Genomic DNA, 19,816 nt, shown 5'->3' with positions numbered 1-19,816 from the left:
TTACCAAACCGGCGGCTCTTCACGCCACTGTCCTGGCTGCAGGCCTTTTAATTGAAACGGCCCGACCGCAGCTCTTATCAGTCTTAACGTTGGTAGGCCAACATGCGCTGTCATACGGCGAACTTGCCTGTTTTTGCCTTCACGTATCTTTATACAAAGCCAGGTGTCGGGCACAGACTTTCGCTCTCTAATAGGCGGGTTACGGGGCCATAAGTTATTGGGCTCGGGCATAACAAAAGCTTCGGCAGGGCGCGTCATTCCGTCTTTGAGCTCAACACCGTTACGTAACTGCTCCAGTTGTTCTTCTGTCGGTTCACCTTCTACCTGAACCCAGTATGTTTTCCATACTTTATACTTGGGGTTCGCGAGCCGCGCCTGATACACACCGTCATTGGTCAGCAATAACAAACCTTCACTGTCTTTATCGAGTCGCCCGGCAGGATAAACGTCTTTATGAGGAATATAGTTTTTTAAGGTATCATCGTCTGCTTCGCCGCTAAATTGCGATAAAACACCGTAAGGTTTGTTAAGTAAAACCAGCTTGGGGTTCGCAGGACGTTCTTTACGTTTTTTCTGCATGAGACTCCTTAAGTGTTTATCGAAATTATTGGATTGTCGATGTGGATGCTCTAGTATAGCGGGCGCTATTTTAACCGACTCAGCAATTAAAGTGTGGTAATTTTTGTGAATGATAACAAGCTAATAGTAGGCGGATCACTAACCGATGCTTTGACCGGCAAATACGACTTTTCTTTAAAAAGCGTCATAGAGCAGTCTTTTAATGTCACTAAGAACCATCTTGGCTCTTTATTAGGCGGCTTTTTAATTCTATTTGGCATTAACGTTTTAATGGTGTTGGTGCTTATTAATTTCTTCTCGCTGGAAAGTTTTGAAAACTCGCTGGAACTGCAGTTTGTCACCAGTATTATTCAAGCGGTTATTAATGCGCCATTGCTCGGTGGCCTTATGCTGATGGGCATAAAACACAGCGTTGATATAAAAACAAAAGCGACACAAGTTTTTGATGGGTTTCAACGTTTAATGCCGCTTATTGTGGTGTCACTTATTGCAACAGTCTTAAATATTATTCTGACATTACTTTTAGGCCAACTGCATCCGAACTTAGGGTTGCTCGGGTCTTTGTATTTAACGGTAGTGCTTGCGTTAGCCATGCCTCTTGTTATTGAGCGAGGTGTCAGTCCGTTAAATGCGTTGTACTATTCTTTTCGTATTACTCATTACAAGTTACCTAAATTTATTGTCCTGTTCTTGCTTATTATGGGAGCATTATTTTTAGCCATTATTCCATTTGGCTTAGGGCTTATTTGGATGCTGCCGATGATTTATAACCTGATAGGTGTGGTCTATAAAGAGATTATTGGCGTAACCGTTATAGAGAAAGACAGACCTGAGCCGTCTGACAATATTTCTATTTAAGATTATTTTCCTGAGGAAAAATATGCGAATAGCTACGATAATTTTATTTGTTATTTTATGTGTTGCGGCGCTGTTAACGCCTTGGTTTATTCCAAAAGAGCCACCTAAAAAGGAAGACGCTTCGGTCGTTGCACACTTACCGCCTATTCCGGATGTCGAGATTAAAACAACCATGCCTGAGTTTTCGGCAATGACAGATGTGTCCGAGAAAAAAGAAGCCTTTTTTAGCTTTTTACTGCCTATGGTTGAAGCGGAAAACATTCGTATATTACATGAGCGGGCGTATTTAAAAGACGTTTATGGGCGTTTTCAAGAAGGCCAGTTAACCGCTGACGATAAACAAAAGATTGATGATTGGATCGAGTATTATCGTTTAGAAGAAGATATCGCCATTGATGACAACTTATTTGGCTTGTTAAAACGTCGCATGGACATCATTCCTGAAATGATGGTGCTGGTTCAGGCTGCTAACGAATCGGGTTGGGGAACCTCGCGCTTCTCCCGTATGGGTCTTAACTTATTTGGTCAATGGTGTTACGTAAAAGGTTGTGGGCTTGTGCCAACCGGGCGTAGCGAAGACGGCCGTCATGAAGTGGCTAAGTTTGATTCAGTCAATGAATCAGTAAAAAGCTATATGCGAAACATTAATACCCACGGTGCCTATTTAGACTTACGTTTGTTGCGCGAGCAGAAGCGTTTAGATAATGAAGATATTACGGCAAATGACTTAATTGTCGGTTTGGAAAGTTACTCTGAACGTGGTGTTGAGTACATTGAAGAGTTACGTGCAATGATACGGATTAACCGTCCTATTGTGAATGAAGTGCGCCAAGAGCTGGACACTGAAACAAGTAGCGAAGCTGCTCCTCAATAACTTTCATTAGAAATACAAAGAGCCCCGAAAGGGGCTTTTTTTAGGCCAGCTGTTTAATACTTATGCTCTGCACGTCGGAATTGCCACCTTCATAATCATTGGGCGCTACAAACTGCTTGTTTTGAATAGGCTCGTCATCAAAAGCTTTGTCGCCGTCTTCTTTAGCAACACCGTCTGCCATAACTGATAAAAAGTCGAAAAGGTTATTATCGGCCAAATGTGAAGGAGCCACATTCTGCATGGCGGTAAAAATACTTTCGACCCGCCCCGGGAACTGTCTGTCCCACTGATTGAGCATTTGCTTTATTTGTTTACGTTGTAAATTTTCCTGTGAACCGCACAAGTTACAAGGAATGATAGGGAATTCCATAGCTTGAGAATACTGCTCAATGTCTTTTTCTTTATTGTATGCAAGTGGTCGAATAACGATGTGCTCACCATTGTCGCTGGCAAGCTTTGGAGGCATCGACTTGAGCTTGCCGCCATGAAACAAGTTTAAGAAAAGCGTTTCAATCATGTCATCGCGATGGTGACCCAGCGCTATTTTGGTTGCTTTTAGCTCTTTCGCGGTTCGGTACAAAATGCCACGGCGTAAACGAGAGCAAAGTGAACAGGTGGTTTTTCCCTCAGGTATTTTGTCTTTGACGATGCTATAGGTGTCTTCTTCGACAATTTTGTAGTCAACGTCTAGTGAATCCAGATAATTTGGCAGAACGTGCTCAGGAAACCCTGGCTGCTTTTGATCGAGGTTCACGGCAACGAGAGAGAACTTAATAGGCGCGACACGTTGAAGATACATAAGGGTATCTAGCAATGTATAACTGTCTTTGCCGCCGGACAGGCAAACCATAATATGATCGCCGTCTTCAATCATGCCAAAATCCTGAATGGCTTTGCCGGTTTCCCGGCGAATTCGCTTCTGTAACTTATTGAAGCTGTACTGACTGCTATTTGCCATTATGGCTCCCGTTTACCCGACTTGCTTAAAAATAACGCGCGGATTATACCTAAGCGGTTCGCATCAAGCGAGGGGGCATTTGAAATCTTCCGGTTTTATGGCCAGTACGTCACAGTTTATTTGGTCGAGCACATGCTCTGCGGTATTGCCGAGTAGGGCAGCGCTAATGCCGGTACGGCCGATAGTACCAAGCACAACAAGTTCGGCGTCTAGTTGTTTGGCGAATTCTGGTATCACTTGTTCTGGTAAGCCTTGAGAAAGGTGCTGCGCATGAGTGGATATACCAAACTCACGACCTAACGCCGCCATTCTATTAATATGGTGTTGTTCCAGTGCATCTGAGTATTCTGTCACATCGAACTCAGGAATTTCGACCGCGATATTCACCGGAGCACTGGGATAAGCATTGACTAAATGAACACTGGCATCGAGAGTTTTACTCATTGCCTGAGCATGCTCAATTATTCGCTTATTAAGCTTTTGGTGGTGTTCTTCCTCAGAGCCTGTGTGAACGGCTGCGATAATTTGTCCGTGACTTGGCCACTCGTGTTCTTTCACCAATAACACGGCACAAGGCGCTTTTCTCAATAAATGCCAATCTGTTGGTGTAAAGAGAAGGTTCTGAAAGCTTGGACTCACTTGGGTGCCTTTAATCAGAAGCTCATGGTTATTTTTCAAAACTTCTTCAATAATGGCTTCAAAAGGACGGTTATGCCAGACAACCTCTTTTTCGATTTCCATGTTGTCAGTGTCAAACTCACTGAGCAGATCATCAATCCAGGCTTTTCTGTCTGCAATTAGGTTGGAGCGCATAATGTCACGCTCTTCACTCGACAGCATCGTGGTCATTTCATAAGAAAAGTCGTAAATAGAAAGAAATAATGTGAGTTTACAGTCAGGGTTGAGTCGCGCCATGTGCAGCGCACGTTTGAGCGCTTTATGTTGTTCATCAGCAGGGTCTAAAACGACCAGTAACTTATTAAAGCTATTCATTTTTATTCCTTAATGTGAACGCGACTAAAGTCATGTTTCTTTATCTAAGAATAGCTTATGAACAGTGAATTTGAAGCCTTTAATGACCCGATGCGTGGAAAAAAGGTTTGATCAGTGTCACGAAACTCCAAAGTGCATAAACAATAAGAAGAATACCCATAGCGGTGCGAACACCTCGGGCTTTTAAAAAGTTATGCAGGAACTGGCTAAAATGACCGGCGGCTATCATTGCGGGAAGGGTACCTAACCCAAAAAATGCCATAGTTAACGCACCGCCCTGAGCCGTGCCACTAATAGCCGCCCAGCTCAGTGCTGTATAAACCATTCCGCAAGGCAGCCAGCCCCATAGTGCGCCGGCCAGAAAAGTATTCAAAACACCTTGATTGTTCTTCAAACGTCCTGCGAGAGGCTGAATTTTTCGCCATAGCGGTGATGCCAACTTTTCAATATAAACCAGGCCGGAGAACCAGCCGGTAAAGTATAAACCAAGCAGCAATAAAAACAGTGCCGCAAGCCAACGGAGTACGACTGTGGTGTATGAACCATCGGGCGATATTAAACCAATAGCTGCGCCTACCAGCGCCCCAATCAATACATAAGAAGCAACACGCCCAAGGTTATAAATCCAGACAATATAAGGCTTAGAGCGAACGCCAATGGCACTGGCTATGCCACCGCACATTACTAAGCAATGTCCGGCCCCCGCTAAGCCCATCATCAGGGCGGTTATATAATCAGCGCTTTGCGTCATTATCACTTTCTTGCTCTTTGTTAGCCTGGTCACTTGGCGCTTTGTTATCAGCGTCTTTTGGCTTGTCGTCATCCATTAAAATATTCAGGCCTTGTCGCTCAATGTCTTCAAACTGGTCGGAACGAACAGCCCAGAAGAAGACAGCAATGGCAATAATAACGAAAATAATCGCCACCGGAATTAATGCGTAGACAACACTCATTTCTTGTATAGCCTTAATGAATTAGCGATAACCAGCAGGGAACTTAACGACATCCCTAATGCGGCTGCCCATGGTGCAACAAAGCCAAATGCTGCAAACGGTAATATGCTGACATTATACAGCAATGCCCAGGTAAAATTCTGCCGCATAATGCTGCGTACTTTTGTCGCACCTTTTATCACCGTTTCAATTTGCCAAAGTGACTCGCCCATTAAAATAACATCGGCCGATGTCTGAGCGAGATCAGAGGCGCTGGAAAATGTCATGGAAAGATCAGCTTGCGCAAGAACCGGGCTATCGTTGATGCCATCACCAATCATCCAGACCGTATGACCGTTTCTCTGCGCGTCAGTTATTAAACTCAGCTTGTCTTCCGGTTTTGTCTCATGGTGCCACTCCTTGATACCCAGCGAGTGAGCAACACGTTCCACTCTGTCTTTACTGTCTCCACTGACAATAACTGGGTTATATCCTTGCTGCTGAAGGGTTGTTATTGTTTCTTTTGCCTCTGGCCGAAGTTGATCATCAACATGATATTCGGCTAAAACCTCAGATTCGTTCGCAAGAACAACCTGGTGCTCGCCATCAGGTTGGTACTGTGGATGCCACTGTTGAATGAAAGCACGACTGCCAATGCGGTAGCGAATACCCTCGGCTATACCTTCTAGCCCAAGTCCCTGATGATTTTCGACATTATTAAAAGCCACAGGTTGCTCTGAAAGTAATTTCAATGGCGCTGCAATAGGGTGCTCTGAATGACTTTCAAGACCCGCAGCTAATGCATCGTTGTGCGTGTTATTAGTGTGATCAAGCTTGGTAATTAATTGAAACTTGCCTTCGGTTAAGGTACCGGTTTTATCCAGAAATACAGTGTTCAGGTTTTTTACTGACTCAATAACATCTGCATTCTTTAATAAGATGCCATCATTATTCAGACGATGGATAATGCCGGTTAGCGCGGTTGGAGCAGCTAACGACAGCGCACAAGGACAGGTGGCAACAAGGACGGCTAAGGTTACCCACAATGCGTGTTCGGGGTTGATGAACCACCAGGCTAAGAAGGTAACCGTTGCGGTTAAAAGAATGCCGGCAATGAAATAACCTGCAACTTTATCAATGACTTGTTGTACTTTGGGTTTGTCAGCTAAAGCTGCGTCTTGCATGGCAATAATTCCGGCAAGCACCGTTTGCTGAGCTACCTCTGTCACTTCCACGCGAATAGGGGAGCTTTGGTTTAAACTACCGGCAACCACTTTGTCGCCTTTTACTTTTACAGCAGGGCGGCTTTCACCGGTCAAAAGACTTTCATCAACTTGCGCTTTGCCACTGAGTAAGTGCCCATCTGCCGGCAAGGTCTCTCCCGGTTTGACACGAATGACATCGCCAACCTTTAGTTGGCGAACGGCTACTTCTTCTGTACTGTCAGCAGTTTCACGAATAGCTAATTTAGGCAGCAAGGTTAAACGATTGGTTGCAAAGCGTAAGGCTCGCTCTTTTGCCAACAGCTCAAGAAAGCGACCGGTCAACAAGAAGAACGTAAACATTGAGATAGACTCAAAGTAAACTTCTCCAGTGTTGGTAATAGTGGCGTAAACACTAGCGCTGTATGCACCTAATAAGGCAATGGATACCGGAATATCCATATTCAGCTTGCTGGCTTGCAGGCCTCTTAATGCGCCGGCATAAAACGGCTGAGCACTGTATAAAATAACGGGGGTAGCAAACACCAGACTAACAATCCAAAGGAAGCGCTGAAGGCTTTCAGACAAGTCACCACCAACACCAAAGTAAAGACCAAAAGCCACCATCATCACTTGCATTGTCGCAATACCGGCAACGCCTAAGCGTTTAATGTAACTCTTACGCTGTTTCTCGTACTGGTGCTCTGCTTCGTTAGGTTGAAAAGGCAACGCTTTATAGCCAATGCGTGCAAGCGCTTGCAGTATTTCACTGAGTTTTAGGGCACCGTCGTCCCAATGAACCTGTAAACGCCGGCTGCTAACATTCACGACCGCTTTTCTAATGCCGTTGAGTCTCATTAACTCTTGCTCTATTAACCAGCCACAAGCACCACAGGTAATATTTTCAACCGTCAGGGTGGCAATTTGAATATTGTCACCAGCGTCCCGTATAAACTCTTTTTGAATATCAGGGTGGTCGTAAAGGCTTAGCTGTTTTAATTCATCGGGCAATAAAGGCGTTTCTAATGGTCGCTCATCTCGATGCTGATAATAGGCATCGAGATTATGTTGAATAATGGTATTGGCAACGGCCTGACAGCCCGCACAACAAACGTCGTGCTCTTCGCCTTGATAACTGACGGTTAAGTCAACGCCTTTTGGAACAGGCTGTAAACAGTGAAAGCATTCCATCGTTTAAACGCCATAAAGAAGAGGGCGCAACGGCGTAAATTCAGCTTTGGGTAACTGATATTTTTCGCTGACTTTCCAGACACCATCGAATGGTTCAACCGTAATCGTCCATTTGCCACCAATATCTTTTGGAATTTCTGCACGGTAGGTTCCGTCTGCGCTGCCTGTCACCATTAAATCGAAATCTTTGGATGCTTGTGTTGCGTGTACGAATTGAACTTTCAAAGCGCTCAGCTCTTCCGGTTTTCCAGTTTTATAACGCAGCTCAAAAACACCATTATTGGCGATGAATTCAAAGCTAATATCACGTCGCTGCGCTTCTTCAACGTGCTCAATTATCGCATTAATGGTTTTGCCGCGTTTGTAATAGTCATCAACGACCATTGAAAAATTACCCTGACTTACGGACAGATAAATAATAACGCCGCAAACGATCATTACCGTAACAGGGAGGGAAATGAGAAACCAAGGCCAGAACTGCTTATACCAAGGTTGTTGCATAGTAAACCTCTTACAAAAAACCCCGCCGTAGCGGGGCTTGTGATTTCTTTTTACTCGTCGTCAGAGAGCGAGTAAACATAAGCCGATATAACGTGTATTTTATCCTCACCCAGAATATCTTTCCAGGCAGGCATAACACCATTACGACCATGCTTAAGCGTTTCTTCAATTTTATTAATTGAACCGCCGTATAGCCAAACGTTATCGGTTAAGTTAGGAGCGCCTAACTGTTGATTACCTTTACCGTCGGCGCCGTGGCAGGCACTACAAACTGCAAAGTTGGCTTTGCCAGCTTCAACCAAGTCAGGATCACGGTCACGACCACTTAGACTCGCAACATAGTTAGCAAGCTCTGTAATTTGCTTGTCACTGAACTGCTCGCCAAATGCCGGCATGTTGCCTTGACGACCCTGTAATAGGGTTGTTTTTATCGCCTCAGGCGAACCGCCGTATAACCAATCATTATCCGTTAGGTTAGGGAAGCCCTGACCACCCATAGCGTTTGAGCCGTGGCATTGGGCACAGTTTTGCAAGAACAGACGCTGACCGACATCCAATGCATCTTCGTTATGAGCCAACTCTTCAATAGGCTGTTGAGCATAAGCTTCAAAGATGGGGCCGTACTTTTCTTCCGCATCACGAACAGCTCGGTCATACTCAACAATTAAGCCTTGTTCATGGGCTTCTTTCATTGCCTGACGAGACTCTTCTAGCGACTGAATGTCCTGGTTAGAGCTTTTCCAGCCTAATAATCCCTGGAAATTACCTAGGCCAGGATATAGCGCTAAGTAGATAAAGCCCCAAACAAAACACGCCCAAAACAGATACGTCCACCATTTAGGTAGTGGGTTATTCATCTCTACAATGCCATCGAATTCGTGGTCCATTTCCTGACCTTCTTCGATGTGTGTGTAGTTTTTCATGTTACAACGCAGCAGCCAGATCAATACCACTAAGGTGGCTAGCGTTAAAACAATGATCCATGCACTCCAGAAGCTACTCATCTTTCTTCGACTCCGGTTTGTCGCTATTAGTCGTTGATGAAGCCTCGTCTTCGAAAATAGAGTTGGCGGCTTCATCAAATTGTTTTTTACTGCGGCGGCTGAAAGCCCAGAACACAATGGCAATGAAAATTGCCAGGATGATCAGGCTAAACACGCCGCGCCAAGTTCCGTAATCCATTATTTATCAGCCTGCTGCAAAGCGGTACCCAGCGACTGAAGGTACGCAATAAGCGCATCCATTTCAGTTTCGCCCTGAACGGCTTCTTTTGCACCGGCAATATCTTCATCGGTATACGGAACGCCAAGAGAACGCATTACTTCCATTTTCTTCGCAGTTTTTTCGCCAGTTAATTTATTCTCATCTAACCAGGGAAACGCCGGCATGTTCGACTCAGGAACTACATTACGCGGGTTCATTAAGTGAACATAGTGCCACTCGTCACTGTAACGACCGCCAACGCGAGCTAAATCAGGTCCGGTACGCTTAGAGCCCCACAGGTGAGGGAACTCCCAAACATGTTCACCGGCTAATGAGTAATGGCCATAACGTTCAGTTTCTGCACGGAATGGACGAATCATCTGGCTATGACAGTTATTACAACCTTCGCGGATGTAGATATCACGACCTTCAAGTTCAAGCGCAGTGTATGGCTTCAAGCCCTTAATGGGCTCGTTAGTCTGGTTTTGAAATAACAGCGGTGTAATTTCAACCAAACCGCCAATCGATACTGCGATTATCATGAAAATAGACAGCCAGCCTAAGTTCTTTTCAACAAATTCGTGTTTAAAGCGACTCATTTTCTTCCCCCTCAGGCTGTTTGTACGACGTTGCCTGCGGCAGTCTCACGACGGCCAGCACGAATGGTTTTATAACAGTTATATGCCATTAACAGCATACCTACGACAATGAAGACACCACCAATGAAGCGGCCAGTCCAGAACGGGTAAGACGCCTGAACACTTTCAACAAAGCTGTAGGTGAGAGTTCCGTCAGAGTTAGTCGCACGCCACATTAGACCTTGCATAACACCTGAAATCCACATAGATACGATGTAGAAAACAACACCTATAGTGTGTAACCAGAAATGCACGTTCACTAATTTAATGCTGTGAATTTCTTTTTGGTTAAACAGGCGAGGTACTAAGTAGTACATAGAGCCAATGGTGATCATTGCAACCCAGCCAAGTGCGCCTGAGTGTACGTGACCAACTGTCCAGTCAGTGTAGTGAGACAGGGCGTTAACCGATTTAATTGCCATCATTGGACCTTCAAAGGTCGACATGCCGTAGAACGACAATGACACAATTAAGAAGCGCAGGATTGGGTCAGTACGCAGCTTATGCCAAGCACCTGAAAGTGTCATGATACCGTTGATCATGCCGCCCCAAGAGGGTACGAACAAGATAACTGACATGACCATACCGACCGACTGAGTCCAGTCAGGCAAAGCGGTGTAATGCAGATGGTGAGGACCGGCCCAAATATACAGTGAAATAAGTGCCCAGAAGTGAACAACGGATAAACGGTATGAGTAAACCGGACGTTCTGCCTGCTTAGGTACGAAGTAATACATCATACCCAGGAAACCTGCGGTCAATAGGAAACCAACGGCGTTGTGCCCATACCACCACTGAACCATAGCGTCGACAGCACCTGAGTACATAGAGTATGACTTAGTAAAGTCCACCGGTACTGCCAGGCTATTAACGATGTGTAGCATCGCAATAACGACAATAAAGCCGCCGTAGAACCAGTTCGCAACATAAATATGCGAGGTTTTACGAATGGCTAATGTCCCAAAAAATACGATGAGGTAAGCAATCCAGACAATAGCGATAAGAATATCGATTGGCCATTCAAGCTCAGCGTATTCTTTGGTGCTGGTTAAACCGAGTGGCAGCGTAATAACAGCGGCAACAATAACGGCTTGCCAACCCCAGAAGGTAAAAGCAGCAAGTTTGTCCGAGAAAAGACTCACCTTACAGGTTTTTTGCACCACATAATAAGAGGTGGCAAAAAGCGCACTGGTACCAAACGCAAAAATAACGGCGTTGGTATGAAGAGGGCGAAGACGTGAGTAGGTTAGCCAAGGTGTATTGAAGTTAAGTTCAGGCCAGACGAGCTGGGCTGCAATTAACACACCTAACGCCATACCGACGATACCCCAAATAATGGTCATGACAGTAAACTGCCGGACGACCTTCATATTATATTCGTTCGGTTGTTGTGGAATAGTTTGACTCATCTTTTAAATCCGCAATGATTAAGATCAGGAAAAAGGAGACTTTTACCAGACACACTCCTTGTAAAAGTACCTTCATTTTACGCTTTATGTTCAAAAAGGTACAGGGGGATATTGCCAGTATCCCCATAACTTTCAAGGTTATTGCGTTTTAAAGCGGCTAACAAGTTGACTTAAATCAACACTGTTTTTATTAAGATCCTGACTGACCTCAGCAACTTGGGCGTTTGCTTCTTGATTTGCGTGAGAAAGATCAGAAATACCAGTGATGTTTTCGTTCAAATCTTTGGTGACTCGACTTTGTTCGTCTGTGGCCGAGGCGATTTGAACATTCATGGTTGAGATGTTTGCGACCGCTTCCTGTATTTGACCGATAGCTTGCTCGGCTTTCAGCGCTTCTTCATTGGTCGAAGCTGAACGACCCTCAACGTCCGTAATGATTTGGCTAACGTCTTTTATGGCTCCCTGAATGCTGTCAACAATGCCTGAAATTTCATCGGTTGAATGCTGTGTGCGCGTTGCCAGGGTTCTGACTTCATCGGCAACAACCGCAAAGCCACGGCCAGCTTCACCTGCCCGAGCAGCTTCTATAGCGGCGTTCAATGCCAGTAAATTGGTTTGTTCTGCAATAGCGACAATGACTCCAAGAATATTGCCGATTTTTTCCGAGCCGTCCTGAAGCAGGCGCGCTTGCTCTCCGGCTTTCTTAAGCTCATTAGTCAGTGCCTCGATATTATTGACCGACTCTCGCACAATGACAGCAGAGCGACCGGCTTCTTCATCTGCCGTGTTCGCTGAATCTGCCGCCTGACGTGCGTGCTCAGCCACTTCTGCAGCAGACGATGAAAGCTCTGTAATAGCCGTAGCAACCGAGCCTGTTTGCGAGCTGAGTTCGTCGCTTTGACGACGACTGGTTGAAGAAAGCTCAGTCAGTTTTTTAGCAGCTTCACTTTCACTGTGTGCGCTTTCCTGAACACTTTGCACGAGCTGCTGAATTTTATGCACGAAGGTATTAAACGAAGCGGCGAGCCTGGCAAGCTCGTCCGAGCCTGAGTCGTCTAAACGGCGCGTTAAGTCACCTTCGCCTTCGGCAATATCAACCATGGCGCTGTTGATGGTTTTAAGCGGGCGAGTAATTGAGCGAATAATGAATATAAATAAGAGCATCAAAGGAACAGCAAGCACAAGAGCAAGACCTGCAAGCTTAAAGAACTCCTGCCATAAAATATCCGCAATATTATCGGTATACTGACCTGTTCCCAGAATAATATTCCAAGGTTCAAAGACACGAATTCGGCTAATTTTTGGCACTAAGTTATTGGCATCACTGCCTTTTTGCCAAATGTATTCGACAGTGCCCCGGTCGTTATTACGTGCTTTTTCGACCATTTCCTGAAAAAGTTGGGTACCTTCAGGGTCTTCATAAGAAAGAACGTTTTCACCCACCAGCGACTTCGTAAAAGGGTGCTGAACCATCTTACCTTGTCGGTTCAGTGTAAAAATATACTCTGCACCTTCGTAACGAATATCGTCCAGCCTGTTAAACGCTTGCTGTCGGGCTTCTTCTTCGGTTATGTCGCCGTTTTCAGCTTGCTCGTAATAGTAGTTAACAATGGTATGGGCAGAATCTAATACAGCATCCAGCTTGCGCTTTTCTTCGTCTATTAAAAGTCCATTTAGGATAAACATCATAAACGCCACCATCAGGGCGGTACCAAAAGCCGCTATTCCTAATAAAGTGACCAGCCTTTGCGTAATGCTAAGACGCTGTATTAACTTCATTGCCGTTCCTTAACTTTTAACGTAAGTCTTTATATCGTCTTAATTTACCCTTTCTTTACATAAAGAAAAGTAGACCAAAGTCAAAGAACTTGCTGATAAAACCACCGTTTATGGTGCTTGACGTCTAATTTGGCAAGGTTGTTCACCAAACCATTTGGCGACAGGTTTGTTTGTAGTTGGGTTTAACTTATCCATCTACAAGTGGTTATTTAATTTACCTAATGTTAATTATAAATAACTTTATCGAAGTGGCGAATTGGTTGGTTTTGTCACCTTCACAATTCGCCGACCGTTTGAAAACTAGGCAATGTCTGCTATTTGTGACTGAGCATTCGATAAACCTTGCTCTCGTGACTCATCACCCATGTTCAGGCCTTCAGCACGAACGATTTCAACATCGGTAATACCGATAAAAGACAATGCTGTTTTTAGATAGGCCTCCTGGTGATCAAGCGCGCTCGCCTCTCCGGTTGAATAGACACCACCACGACCCGAAGCAATATAGGCTTTTTTGCCTTCCAGCAAACCTTCAGGACCATTTTCGGTATAACGGAAGGTTACGCCTGCCTGCAATACCCGATCAATCCAGGCTTTAAGCTGTGTAGGAATGGTGAAGTTATACATGGGTGCGCCAATGACTAAAACATCGGCGTTTTTGAGCTCTTCAATCAACTCGTTAATTAATGGCTTATCTTCAGCTAACAATTCATCAGCGCCTAAGTGCGGAATAGCGTCAGTCACTAAGTCACGGTGCTTTACCGAAATATCGCTTTCTGCTTGTAGCTTCTTAATAATGTCAGCACTTAACTGACGGCTCACTGAGCCTTCAACAAAAATACCAGAGTCTAAATGTAATACGTTCATAGGGTAGCTCCTTTAAGTCTTACCTTATTCATAATGTTGGCGTTAATACTAAGTGTTCCGAATTAAATGAAAAGACGACAAAATGGGATTAAACGTTCCAAAATTAGAACACCTATGTCTATACCCAATATTGCAAATTACTATTTATTCGCCCGCACGGTGCGTGCCGGCAGTATTAATGCGGCGGCAAGAGAATTAGAGCTACCAAAGTCGACCATAAGCCGTCGGCTCAGCCAGTTAGAGAAAGAGCAGGGCGTCCGTCTTGTAAATAGGGGACGTTCAGGGTTAAAGCTTACTGACGTTGGCGAAGCATTTTTGGTGCATTGCGAATCATTAGTTGATGCGGCTGAGTCTGCGCAGATGGTGACTCAGGCATTGTTAGAAAAGCCCAGAGGTCGTGTGAATATTAGCTGTCCGTATGCCATCAGCCAAAGTTTACTGGTCAAAGTACTGCCTGAGTTTATGGATAAATACCCCGAAGTGCAGCTTAATGTTATTGCTACCAATAGGCCGGTTAACCTCATTGATGAAAATATCGACATTGCGCTTCGGGTACGTCCGTATATTGAAGACTCCTCGTTAATTGCGCGGCCATTAACAGAGTCGCCATCAAGTTTGTTTATTTCTCCTGAGCTGTTGAACGCGCAGCCGGTTAAAGAGCCCCAGGACTTAATACAACACCCACAACTCAGTTTGCATTACACCAGCGGTCGTTACCATTATCAGCTAACCAATGAACAAGGCGACAAGCAGCAAATCAATTTCCAGCCGAAACTGATTAGCGACGACATGATGCTGTTAAAAGAAGCCGCCATTAATAACCAGGGAATTGTCGCATTGCCAAATTACATAGGGCAGCAAGCGGTATCTGAAGGGCTGCTTGTTCAGTTACTACCAAACTGGAACTTACCGGTTGGCATTATGCACATGACATATTCTCATCGCCGTGGACTTAAACCTGCGGTAAGAACCTTAATAGATTTTCTTGCTGAAAAACTTCCTGAAGTAGCAGAGCACACGTTTTAAAGTTAGCGCTTACCGCCTTGATTATCCTTTTATATATCTTATTTAACATAATATACATTATGCGCAATCATATAATGTGGCGTTTTACGGCCCAAATCATCGGTTACTCGGGAATTCTGGTATCATGCGCTCATAGATAATAAAGAGACGGTTTTATGAAATTAGACTACAAGGCGTTACAGCCGGATATTGAAACCTGGTTAAAGAGTTTTCCTGCTGAGCTGAGTGAGAACCCATTGGTTGGTCAGTCACGCGCAACTAAGGCTTTTGGCGACTCACTGCAGCAGCATGGTACGTATTCAAATATCTATGCGTTGTTTTCGCCTGGCATTTTAAAACGTGATGTACTTAACGCGTATTTCAATGAGCATCAGTGGGAGTATTCAAGCTGGTACGACTGGGTTTATATGGCGAATCCAAAAGATGCACTTCGACCTGTTGCGGTTAATATCCCGTCAGGCTCTGCTGAGTCATTTTTAGAAGCGGTTTGGGCGTTCATTAATTTACCCAAGGACAATCGCGAAGAAGCCTATAAAGAAATAACTCAAACCTATGACACGCACAAACTGCGTGACTATATGCAACAAATACGAGATGTGGCGCCCGAAGACATACAAGGCGAACAACTGGCCAGTATTTTAGTCGCACACGAGCACCCTGCTCCTTATTACTATTGTGATCGGGTTACTGAGGAGCGGCTATTCGGCCACATTGGCGTACAGGCTATTGAAGGAACTGTTCGTTCAGAGCTTCACCTTATTGAGCCTGGACTTATTCATAAAGCCAATGGTGGCGTTTTAGCCATTGAAGTCGCAGAACTTTTAGAAGACATTAAGCTTTGGAAACGTTTGAAAAACGTGATTGAGTGCAGCGAGCTGGAATGGTCAACAGCAAAACCTGACTCTGGTACAGCGTTCTTCTATCGTCCTGAGCCGGTTCCGGTTAACTTAAAAGTAATTTTATTAGGCTCTCGTAATGAGTATGCTCAGCTGCGTGAGTACGACGAAGACTTTGATCATTTCTTTCCATTTCTGGCGGACTTTCATGGGCATTATGCCACTCAGAATGAGCCTGTTGCCCCCTACTTCGATTACCTTAATTACGTTTGGCAAATTGCTGATGTTTTACCTTTGAGCCAAAGTGGCTATGCGGGACTACTAAAGGTTTGCGCGCGATACACTGACTATCAGCAGGAGTTAACGCTTAACTCCGTGCGCTTGTTACAAGTATTAAGAGAAGCGAACAGCTGTGCTTTGGAGCGTCAACAAACGGAAATTGATAAGCAAGCTATTGATGACGCTTTACAACAACAGCGTGACCGCGAAGGCAATTTAGCAGAATTGAGTCGTCGTAGCATACTTGAACAACAGGTTCGTATTGATACACATGGTGAGGCAATTGGTCAGCTAAACGGCCTTACGGTTGTAACTATGGGCGGTAGCGAGTTTGGCGAACCTTCGCGAATTACCGCGACTATCCATTATGGCGACGGCGATATTATTGATATCGAGCGTAAATCGGATTTGTCCGGAAATATTCATACAAAAGGCGTGATGATTCTCAGTGCTTATTTAGCAAACCAATTTGCACGGTACGCGCCGCTGTCGGTGTCGGCGACAGTCGTCTTTGAACAGTCTTACTATGAGGTCGATGGTGACAGCGCCTCTTTAGGAGAACTGTGTTGCTTGCTGTCGGCTCTGGCTAATATTCCGCTGAAGCAGTCGTTAGCCATAACAGGCGCTGTGGACCAGTTCGGTAATGTGCAGTCTATTGGGGCTGTTAACGAAAAAATTGAAGGCTACTACGCTCTGTGTAAAGAACGTGGTTTAAATGGCGAACAAGGCGTCATTATTCCTGTTTCCAATAAGCACCAACTGAACTTGAACGAGGAAGTCATTGACGCGGTAAAACAAGGGAACTTCCACATCTATGCTGTGGCTCACGTCGAGGAAGCATTAGAGATACTCTCTTCCTGCAGGGCGGATAACTTTTTCCAAAAGGTAAAAGAAAATACCTTAGAAGATGATGAGTCAGGTCAACCTATTGGCTTTTGGCGTCGACTTTTTTCTTAATTCCCCCTCATAAACACTTGTCGGATTTGTTTAGCGTACACCTGTACGCTAAACTGCTGCACAGTTTTTTCAATTACTTAAGGTGTTTATGAATCAGTCGAGCTTTACTCGGGAAGAGCTGCTGGCTTGCAGCCGTGGTGAAATGTTTGGTCCAGGTAACAGCAAGCTACCCGCCCCTGATATGTTAATGATGGATAGAATCGTCGAGATTAGCGAAGATGGCGGCGCTCATGGCAAAGGCTATATTCACGCAGAATTAGATATTAACCCTGATCTTTGGTTTTTCCAGTGTCACTTTATTGGTGACCCAGTCATGCCGGGATGCTTAGGCTTAGACGCAATGTGGCAATTGCTGGGCTTTCACCTGGCATGGTCAGGCGGCCCCGGTCGCGGTCGTGCATTAGGCGTTGGCGAAGTTAAGTTTACGGGACAAATTCTGCCTGAGCATAGAAAAGTCAGTTATTACATTGATATGAAACGCGTTATAAAACGCAAGCTGTTCATGGGCGTTGGCGACGGTCGTGTCGAAGTTGATGGCCGTGAAATTTATACCGCGAAAGACTTAAAAGTCGGATTATTTACCGATACTTCAACGTTTTAATTGCACGACATAAGTTTGCTTAAAACAAAAACGCCGATAGCAACAACTATCGGCGTTTCTCCTTTAAAGGAATGACAAATTAGCGAAACAAGCCGGTATTCCTTGCTTCCATGGCGTCTCTCCAGCCACCTAACCAATGCGACCTAAACTCGTCTTGAGTTTGATAAGGACAGTTATCTTTCGAACGCCCATGTAAGCCGGCTTTAAAGCCTTGAGTGTGAGCTCTTTCAAAGCGATCGCGTTTTTGTCTTTTCATAAATCTATCCTCGCCTGTTGTTCACAGTTGTTCTTTTAAAGAGGCTTTTTATTAATGCCTCTCTACTATTGATAGACTTATTTGGAGAGAGTTCAATTGTAAAAGTGGCAGAGTCTCAGTTGACATTTTTTAACGAATTGAAACTGTGCCACTTTTTTATATAGAACGTTTAGCTATTAATTTTTGATTTACGGCGAAATACAGAAATAAGTGCGCCTAAACCCATAAAGCCGAGCAACGTGCCAAGACCTAAACTTGCACCTTGTCTTTCAACACGGTTTTCTTGTTGGGTACAGTCGTTTAGCTCGCCATCAGCTGCCGAAGGGTCAAGTTTCACCGTAACGACCACGTCGCGTGTTTGAGTTTCCCCTTCGCTGTCAGTGTACTCTTCAGCTTTTAAAGCGGTTGCAACAATAACGCCGCTGTCATTAATACTGTTCGCCTCAATAATATTGTAGGGAGCGTCACAGCTTATTGTATCGTTCAAATTAATAAACTCAGCGCCCTCTTCTGTTGAGTCGAACATAAATCCAGCTCTGTCGCGAGTCGCTAAGGTTGCTTCAACTTCTCCAGTCCCGACCACAATACCGTCATCATTAATAGCATTAGCGACTGTAGATGAGCCAGTGAAGAAGCCCGGTAAGGTTGTAAGCTGTTCGTTGTCCACACTATAAATGAAGCCGGTAGTTCTCAGCTTAGACGAAATAACTTCGGCAAGGTAACCCGTCGCAACGTTATTATCGTTAATATCATTGACCGAACCCCAACGATATTTTGTGTCTTCTGTTACCGCTAAGGCTTCGCCTTCGACAAAAATAGCCGGCATTTTTATCGCGTCTAAGTCAGGGTGATACGTCCAGCTTTGACCACCGGCTATACCGTTGTTGTTGACCGTGTATGCGTAACTCGAAAAGTCGTTTTCATCTTCTTCTTCACGGGGCATTAAAGTACCAAGCTGCTGTGGTTCACCAATGACATTGCCACTGGCGTCCAATCGCCATAAGAAACCACGAACGTCGTAAATAGAACGGTTAGCACCAAAAGAGCCACTACTTCTTCTTGAGTAAAAGCTGTATGTAAATGGCTCTATATTATTTGCGGTACTGTTTTTCAAAGCGAACCATGTTTCCCAGGCACAAACCTGCACCGGTTTGGTAACAATGGTTTCATCGTCTTCGGGAGTACATTCAGCAATTTGCTCTTCCGCAAACGGACTCACAGCAACACTGGCATAACCAGCGGCAAGACCCGAATCGTTAATATCCATTAACGCAGTCTCACCGCCTAAATATTGGGTTTCTGACGGCGCAACCTGAGTCACTTCGCCATTATTAAACCAAACACCACGGGTAATAAAGTCAGAGACAAAGTATTCTCGCGTTTGCTCCTCGCCGTCGCCATCGGTGTAGGTATACTCAATAAGCTCGTAAGGCGCCGTACTGTAACCTACAGCCGAGTTAGCATTGTTTATGCTGTAGAAAAAGCTGTCTGTACTGTCTGCCCATTGCTCACCTGTTGGTGGTATAGGTTCTACTGCCTGGGTTGTCGTATCAAAGTAGAACGCTTGATTAAGTCCTATACGTTGTTGTTGAGTATTTGATGTGCTTTCATTTGCTAAGTTGCGTATGAAATTGACAATTTGCTCATCTGTAAGAGTGTCCGGGTCTTCAATTCCCAAGCGCTCAAAGTCAATTTCTGCGGTTTCTGGTAAGCGCGAAACACCTACTACAAAATTTTGAGCGTTAATATCTCTGGCAAAGCTATGACGGAAGTTGTCCGCTGTCGGCACTTCTTCTACCTGATACAAGTCAGCGGCAGCTGACAGTGACAGCGATGACAAAATAGCGGCAGTAACAGCTTTTGTTGTAAATTTTTTCATT

Annotated in this window: 20 protein-coding genes; 5 read left to right on the top strand and 15 right to left on the bottom strand. The window is 44.8% G+C overall.

What is annotated here, in order from left to right:
* Complete coding sequence (locus UM402_RS06830) at positions 1 to 579, bottom strand: pseudouridine synthase (protein ID WP_053953762.1); 579 nt, start codon at positions 577 to 579, stop codon at positions 1 to 3.
* 105 nt (positions 580 to 684) lie between these two features.
* Between UM402_RS06830 and UM402_RS06825 the strand changes: the two genes are divergently transcribed.
* Together UM402_RS06825 and UM402_RS06820 are read left to right on the top strand one after the other, a co-directional pair.
* Positions 685 to 1,437, top strand: coding sequence for a hypothetical protein (locus UM402_RS06825; protein ID WP_058579575.1), 753 nt, complete (start codon positions 685 to 687; stop codon positions 1,435 to 1,437).
* 22 nt (positions 1,438 to 1,459) lie between these two features.
* On the top strand, positions 1,460 to 2,311 hold the full coding sequence (locus tag UM402_RS06820) for a glucosaminidase domain-containing protein (RefSeq protein ID WP_058579168.1): 852 nt from the start codon (positions 1,460 to 1,462) through the stop codon (positions 2,309 to 2,311).
* Positions 2,312 to 2,351: 40 nt separating this feature from the next.
* Here UM402_RS06820 and ttcA read toward each other — a convergent pair whose 3' ends face one another.
* From ttcA to UM402_RS06760, 12 genes are all read right to left on the bottom strand, one after another.
* Complete coding sequence (ttcA, locus tag UM402_RS06815) at positions 2,352 to 3,269, bottom strand: tRNA 2-thiocytidine(32) synthetase TtcA (protein WP_058579169.1); 918 nt, start codon at positions 3,267 to 3,269, stop codon at positions 2,352 to 2,354.
* 63 nt (positions 3,270 to 3,332) lie between these two features.
* A complete protein-coding gene (uspE, locus tag UM402_RS06810) occupies positions 3,333 to 4,262 on the bottom strand; it encodes a universal stress protein UspE (protein WP_058579170.1) in 930 nt (309 codons plus the stop codon).
* 79 nt (positions 4,263 to 4,341) lie between these two features.
* Positions 4,342 to 5,013, bottom strand: a complete 672-nt coding sequence (locus UM402_RS06805) for a sulfite exporter TauE/SafE family protein (RefSeq protein ID WP_063744331.1) — start codon at positions 5,011 to 5,013, stop codon at positions 4,342 to 4,344.
* Positions 4,997 to 5,215 (bottom strand): cbb3-type cytochrome oxidase assembly protein CcoS, encoded by a 219-nt coding sequence (gene ccoS / locus UM402_RS06800; RefSeq protein ID WP_058579171.1) that lies wholly within the window; start codon positions 5,213 to 5,215, stop codon positions 4,997 to 4,999. The genes UM402_RS06805 and ccoS overlap by 17 nt, the downstream gene beginning before the upstream one ends.
* On the bottom strand, positions 5,212 to 7,587 hold the full coding sequence (locus UM402_RS06795; protein WP_058579172.1) for a heavy metal translocating P-type ATPase: 2,376 nt from the start codon (positions 7,585 to 7,587) through the stop codon (positions 5,212 to 5,214). Before UM402_RS06795 ends, ccoS begins: the two co-directional genes overlap by 4 nt.
* 3 nt (positions 7,588 to 7,590) lie before the next feature.
* The gene (locus tag UM402_RS06790; RefSeq protein ID WP_058579173.1) at positions 7,591 to 8,088 is read right to left on the bottom strand and encodes a FixH family protein; all 498 of its coding nucleotides are present in this window, start codon (positions 8,086 to 8,088) and stop codon (positions 7,591 to 7,593) included.
* Positions 8,089 to 8,138: 50 nt separating this feature from the next.
* Positions 8,139 to 9,092, bottom strand: coding sequence for a cytochrome-c oxidase, cbb3-type subunit III (gene ccoP / locus UM402_RS06785; RefSeq protein ID WP_058579174.1), 954 nt, complete (start codon positions 9,090 to 9,092; stop codon positions 8,139 to 8,141).
* Positions 9,085 to 9,270: a cbb3-type cytochrome oxidase subunit 3 gene (locus UM402_RS06780; RefSeq protein WP_053953649.1), complete on the bottom strand. Its 186-nt coding sequence runs from the start codon at positions 9,268 to 9,270 to the stop codon at positions 9,085 to 9,087. The genes ccoP and UM402_RS06780 overlap by 8 nt, the downstream gene beginning before the upstream one ends.
* Entirely contained in the window at positions 9,270 to 9,890 is a 621-nt protein-coding gene (ccoO, locus tag UM402_RS06775; protein ID WP_053953648.1) for a cytochrome-c oxidase, cbb3-type subunit II, read from the bottom strand. Before ccoO ends, UM402_RS06780 begins: the two co-directional genes overlap by 1 nt.
* 11 nt (positions 9,891 to 9,901) lie before the next feature.
* Positions 9,902 to 11,338, bottom strand: a complete 1,437-nt coding sequence (gene ccoN / locus UM402_RS06770; RefSeq protein WP_058579175.1) for a cytochrome-c oxidase, cbb3-type subunit I — start codon at positions 11,336 to 11,338, stop codon at positions 9,902 to 9,904.
* Between the two features lie 138 nt (positions 11,339 to 11,476).
* Complete coding sequence (locus UM402_RS06765) at positions 11,477 to 13,117, bottom strand: methyl-accepting chemotaxis protein (protein WP_058579176.1); 1,641 nt, start codon at positions 13,115 to 13,117, stop codon at positions 11,477 to 11,479.
* A 300-nt stretch (positions 13,118 to 13,417) separates the two neighbouring features.
* A complete protein-coding gene (locus UM402_RS06760; RefSeq protein WP_053953646.1) occupies positions 13,418 to 13,981 on the bottom strand; it encodes an FMN-dependent NADH-azoreductase in 564 nt (187 codons plus the stop codon).
* Positions 13,982 to 14,095: 114 nt separating this feature from the next.
* Between UM402_RS06760 and UM402_RS06755 the strand changes: the two genes are divergently transcribed.
* The 3 genes from UM402_RS06755 to fabA all read left to right on the top strand — a co-directional run bounded on the left by UM402_RS06755 (position 14,096) and on the right by fabA (position 17,680).
* A complete protein-coding gene (locus tag UM402_RS06755) occupies positions 14,096 to 15,007 on the top strand; it encodes a LysR family transcriptional regulator (RefSeq protein WP_058579177.1) in 912 nt (303 codons plus the stop codon).
* Positions 15,008 to 15,162: 155 nt separating this feature from the next.
* Positions 15,163 to 17,079 (top strand): AAA family ATPase, encoded by a 1,917-nt coding sequence (locus tag UM402_RS06750; RefSeq protein ID WP_058579178.1) that lies wholly within the window; start codon positions 15,163 to 15,165, stop codon positions 17,077 to 17,079.
* Between the two features lie 88 nt (positions 17,080 to 17,167).
* Complete coding sequence (fabA, locus tag UM402_RS06745; RefSeq protein ID WP_058579179.1) at positions 17,168 to 17,680, top strand: 3-hydroxyacyl-[acyl-carrier-protein] dehydratase FabA; 513 nt, start codon at positions 17,168 to 17,170, stop codon at positions 17,678 to 17,680.
* A 79-nt stretch (positions 17,681 to 17,759) separates the two neighbouring features.
* Here fabA and rmf read toward each other — a convergent pair whose 3' ends face one another.
* Both rmf and UM402_RS06735 read right to left on the bottom strand, forming a co-directional pair.
* Positions 17,760 to 17,936: a ribosome modulation factor gene (gene rmf / locus UM402_RS06740; protein ID WP_053953642.1), complete on the bottom strand. Its 177-nt coding sequence runs from the start codon at positions 17,934 to 17,936 to the stop codon at positions 17,760 to 17,762.
* Positions 17,937 to 18,105: 169 nt separating this feature from the next.
* A complete protein-coding gene (locus tag UM402_RS06735; protein ID WP_058579180.1) occupies positions 18,106 to 19,815 on the bottom strand; it encodes a DUF3466 family protein in 1,710 nt (569 codons plus the stop codon).
* Position 19,816 lies beyond the last annotated feature (1 nt).

It is taken from the genome of Idiomarina sp. OXR-189 (genome assembly GCF_034373425.1).
Lineage (GTDB): Bacteria > Pseudomonadota > Gammaproteobacteria > Enterobacterales > Alteromonadaceae > Idiomarina > Idiomarina zobellii.
Note: the sequence above shows the minus strand (reverse complement) of the source record. Positions and strands in the feature narration are given on the sequence as shown.

Excerpts from the sequence above, each read along its gene's own strand:
- UM402_RS06805 (WP_063744331.1), bottom strand. The coding sequence starts at position 5,013 with ATGACGCAAAGCGCTGATTATATAACCGCCCTGATGATGGGCTTAGCG.
- UM402_RS06735 (WP_058579180.1), bottom strand. The coding sequence starts at position 19,815 with ATGAAAAAATTTACAACAAAAGCTGTTACTGCCGCTATTTTGTCATCG.
- ttcA (WP_058579169.1), bottom strand. The coding sequence starts at position 3,269 with ATGGCAAATAGCAGTCAGTACAGCTTCAATAAGTTACAGAAGCGAATT.
- ccoP (WP_058579174.1), bottom strand. The coding sequence starts at position 9,092 with ATGAGTAGCTTCTGGAGTGCATGGATCATTGTTTTAACGCTAGCCACC.
- ccoO (WP_053953648.1), bottom strand. The coding sequence starts at position 9,890 with ATGAGTCGCTTTAAACACGAATTTGTTGAAAAGAACTTAGGCTGGCTG.
- ccoN (WP_058579175.1), bottom strand. The coding sequence starts at position 11,338 with ATGAGTCAAACTATTCCACAACAACCGAACGAATATAATATGAAGGTC.
- UM402_RS06795 (WP_058579172.1), bottom strand. The coding sequence starts at position 7,587 with ATGGAATGCTTTCACTGTTTACAGCCTGTTCCAAAAGGCGTTGACTTA.
- ccoS (WP_058579171.1), bottom strand. The coding sequence starts at position 5,215 with ATGAGTGTTGTCTACGCATTAATTCCGGTGGCGATTATTTTCGTTATT.
- UM402_RS06820 (WP_058579168.1), top strand. The coding sequence starts at position 1,460 with ATGCGAATAGCTACGATAATTTTATTTGTTATTTTATGTGTTGCGGCG.
- UM402_RS06790 (WP_058579173.1), bottom strand. The coding sequence starts at position 8,088 with ATGCAACAACCTTGGTATAAGCAGTTCTGGCCTTGGTTTCTCATTTCC.
- UM402_RS06750 (WP_058579178.1), top strand. The coding sequence starts at position 15,163 with ATGAAATTAGACTACAAGGCGTTACAGCCGGATATTGAAACCTGGTTA.
- UM402_RS06755 (WP_058579177.1), top strand. The coding sequence starts at position 14,096 with ATGTCTATACCCAATATTGCAAATTACTATTTATTCGCCCGCACGGTG.
- uspE (WP_058579170.1), bottom strand. The coding sequence starts at position 4,262 with ATGAATAGCTTTAATAAGTTACTGGTCGTTTTAGACCCTGCTGATGAA.
- UM402_RS06780 (WP_053953649.1), bottom strand. The coding sequence starts at position 9,270 with ATGGATTACGGAACTTGGCGCGGCGTGTTTAGCCTGATCATCCTGGCA.
- fabA (WP_058579179.1), top strand. The coding sequence starts at position 17,168 with ATGAATCAGTCGAGCTTTACTCGGGAAGAGCTGCTGGCTTGCAGCCGT.
- UM402_RS06760 (WP_053953646.1), bottom strand. The coding sequence starts at position 13,981 with ATGAACGTATTACATTTAGACTCTGGTATTTTTGTTGAAGGCTCAGTG.
- rmf (WP_053953642.1), bottom strand. The coding sequence starts at position 17,936 with ATGAAAAGACAAAAACGCGATCGCTTTGAAAGAGCTCACACTCAAGGC.
- UM402_RS06830 (WP_053953762.1), bottom strand. The coding sequence starts at position 579 with ATGCAGAAAAAACGTAAAGAACGTCCTGCGAACCCCAAGCTGGTTTTA.
- UM402_RS06765 (WP_058579176.1), bottom strand. The coding sequence starts at position 13,117 with ATGAAGTTAATACAGCGTCTTAGCATTACGCAAAGGCTGGTCACTTTA.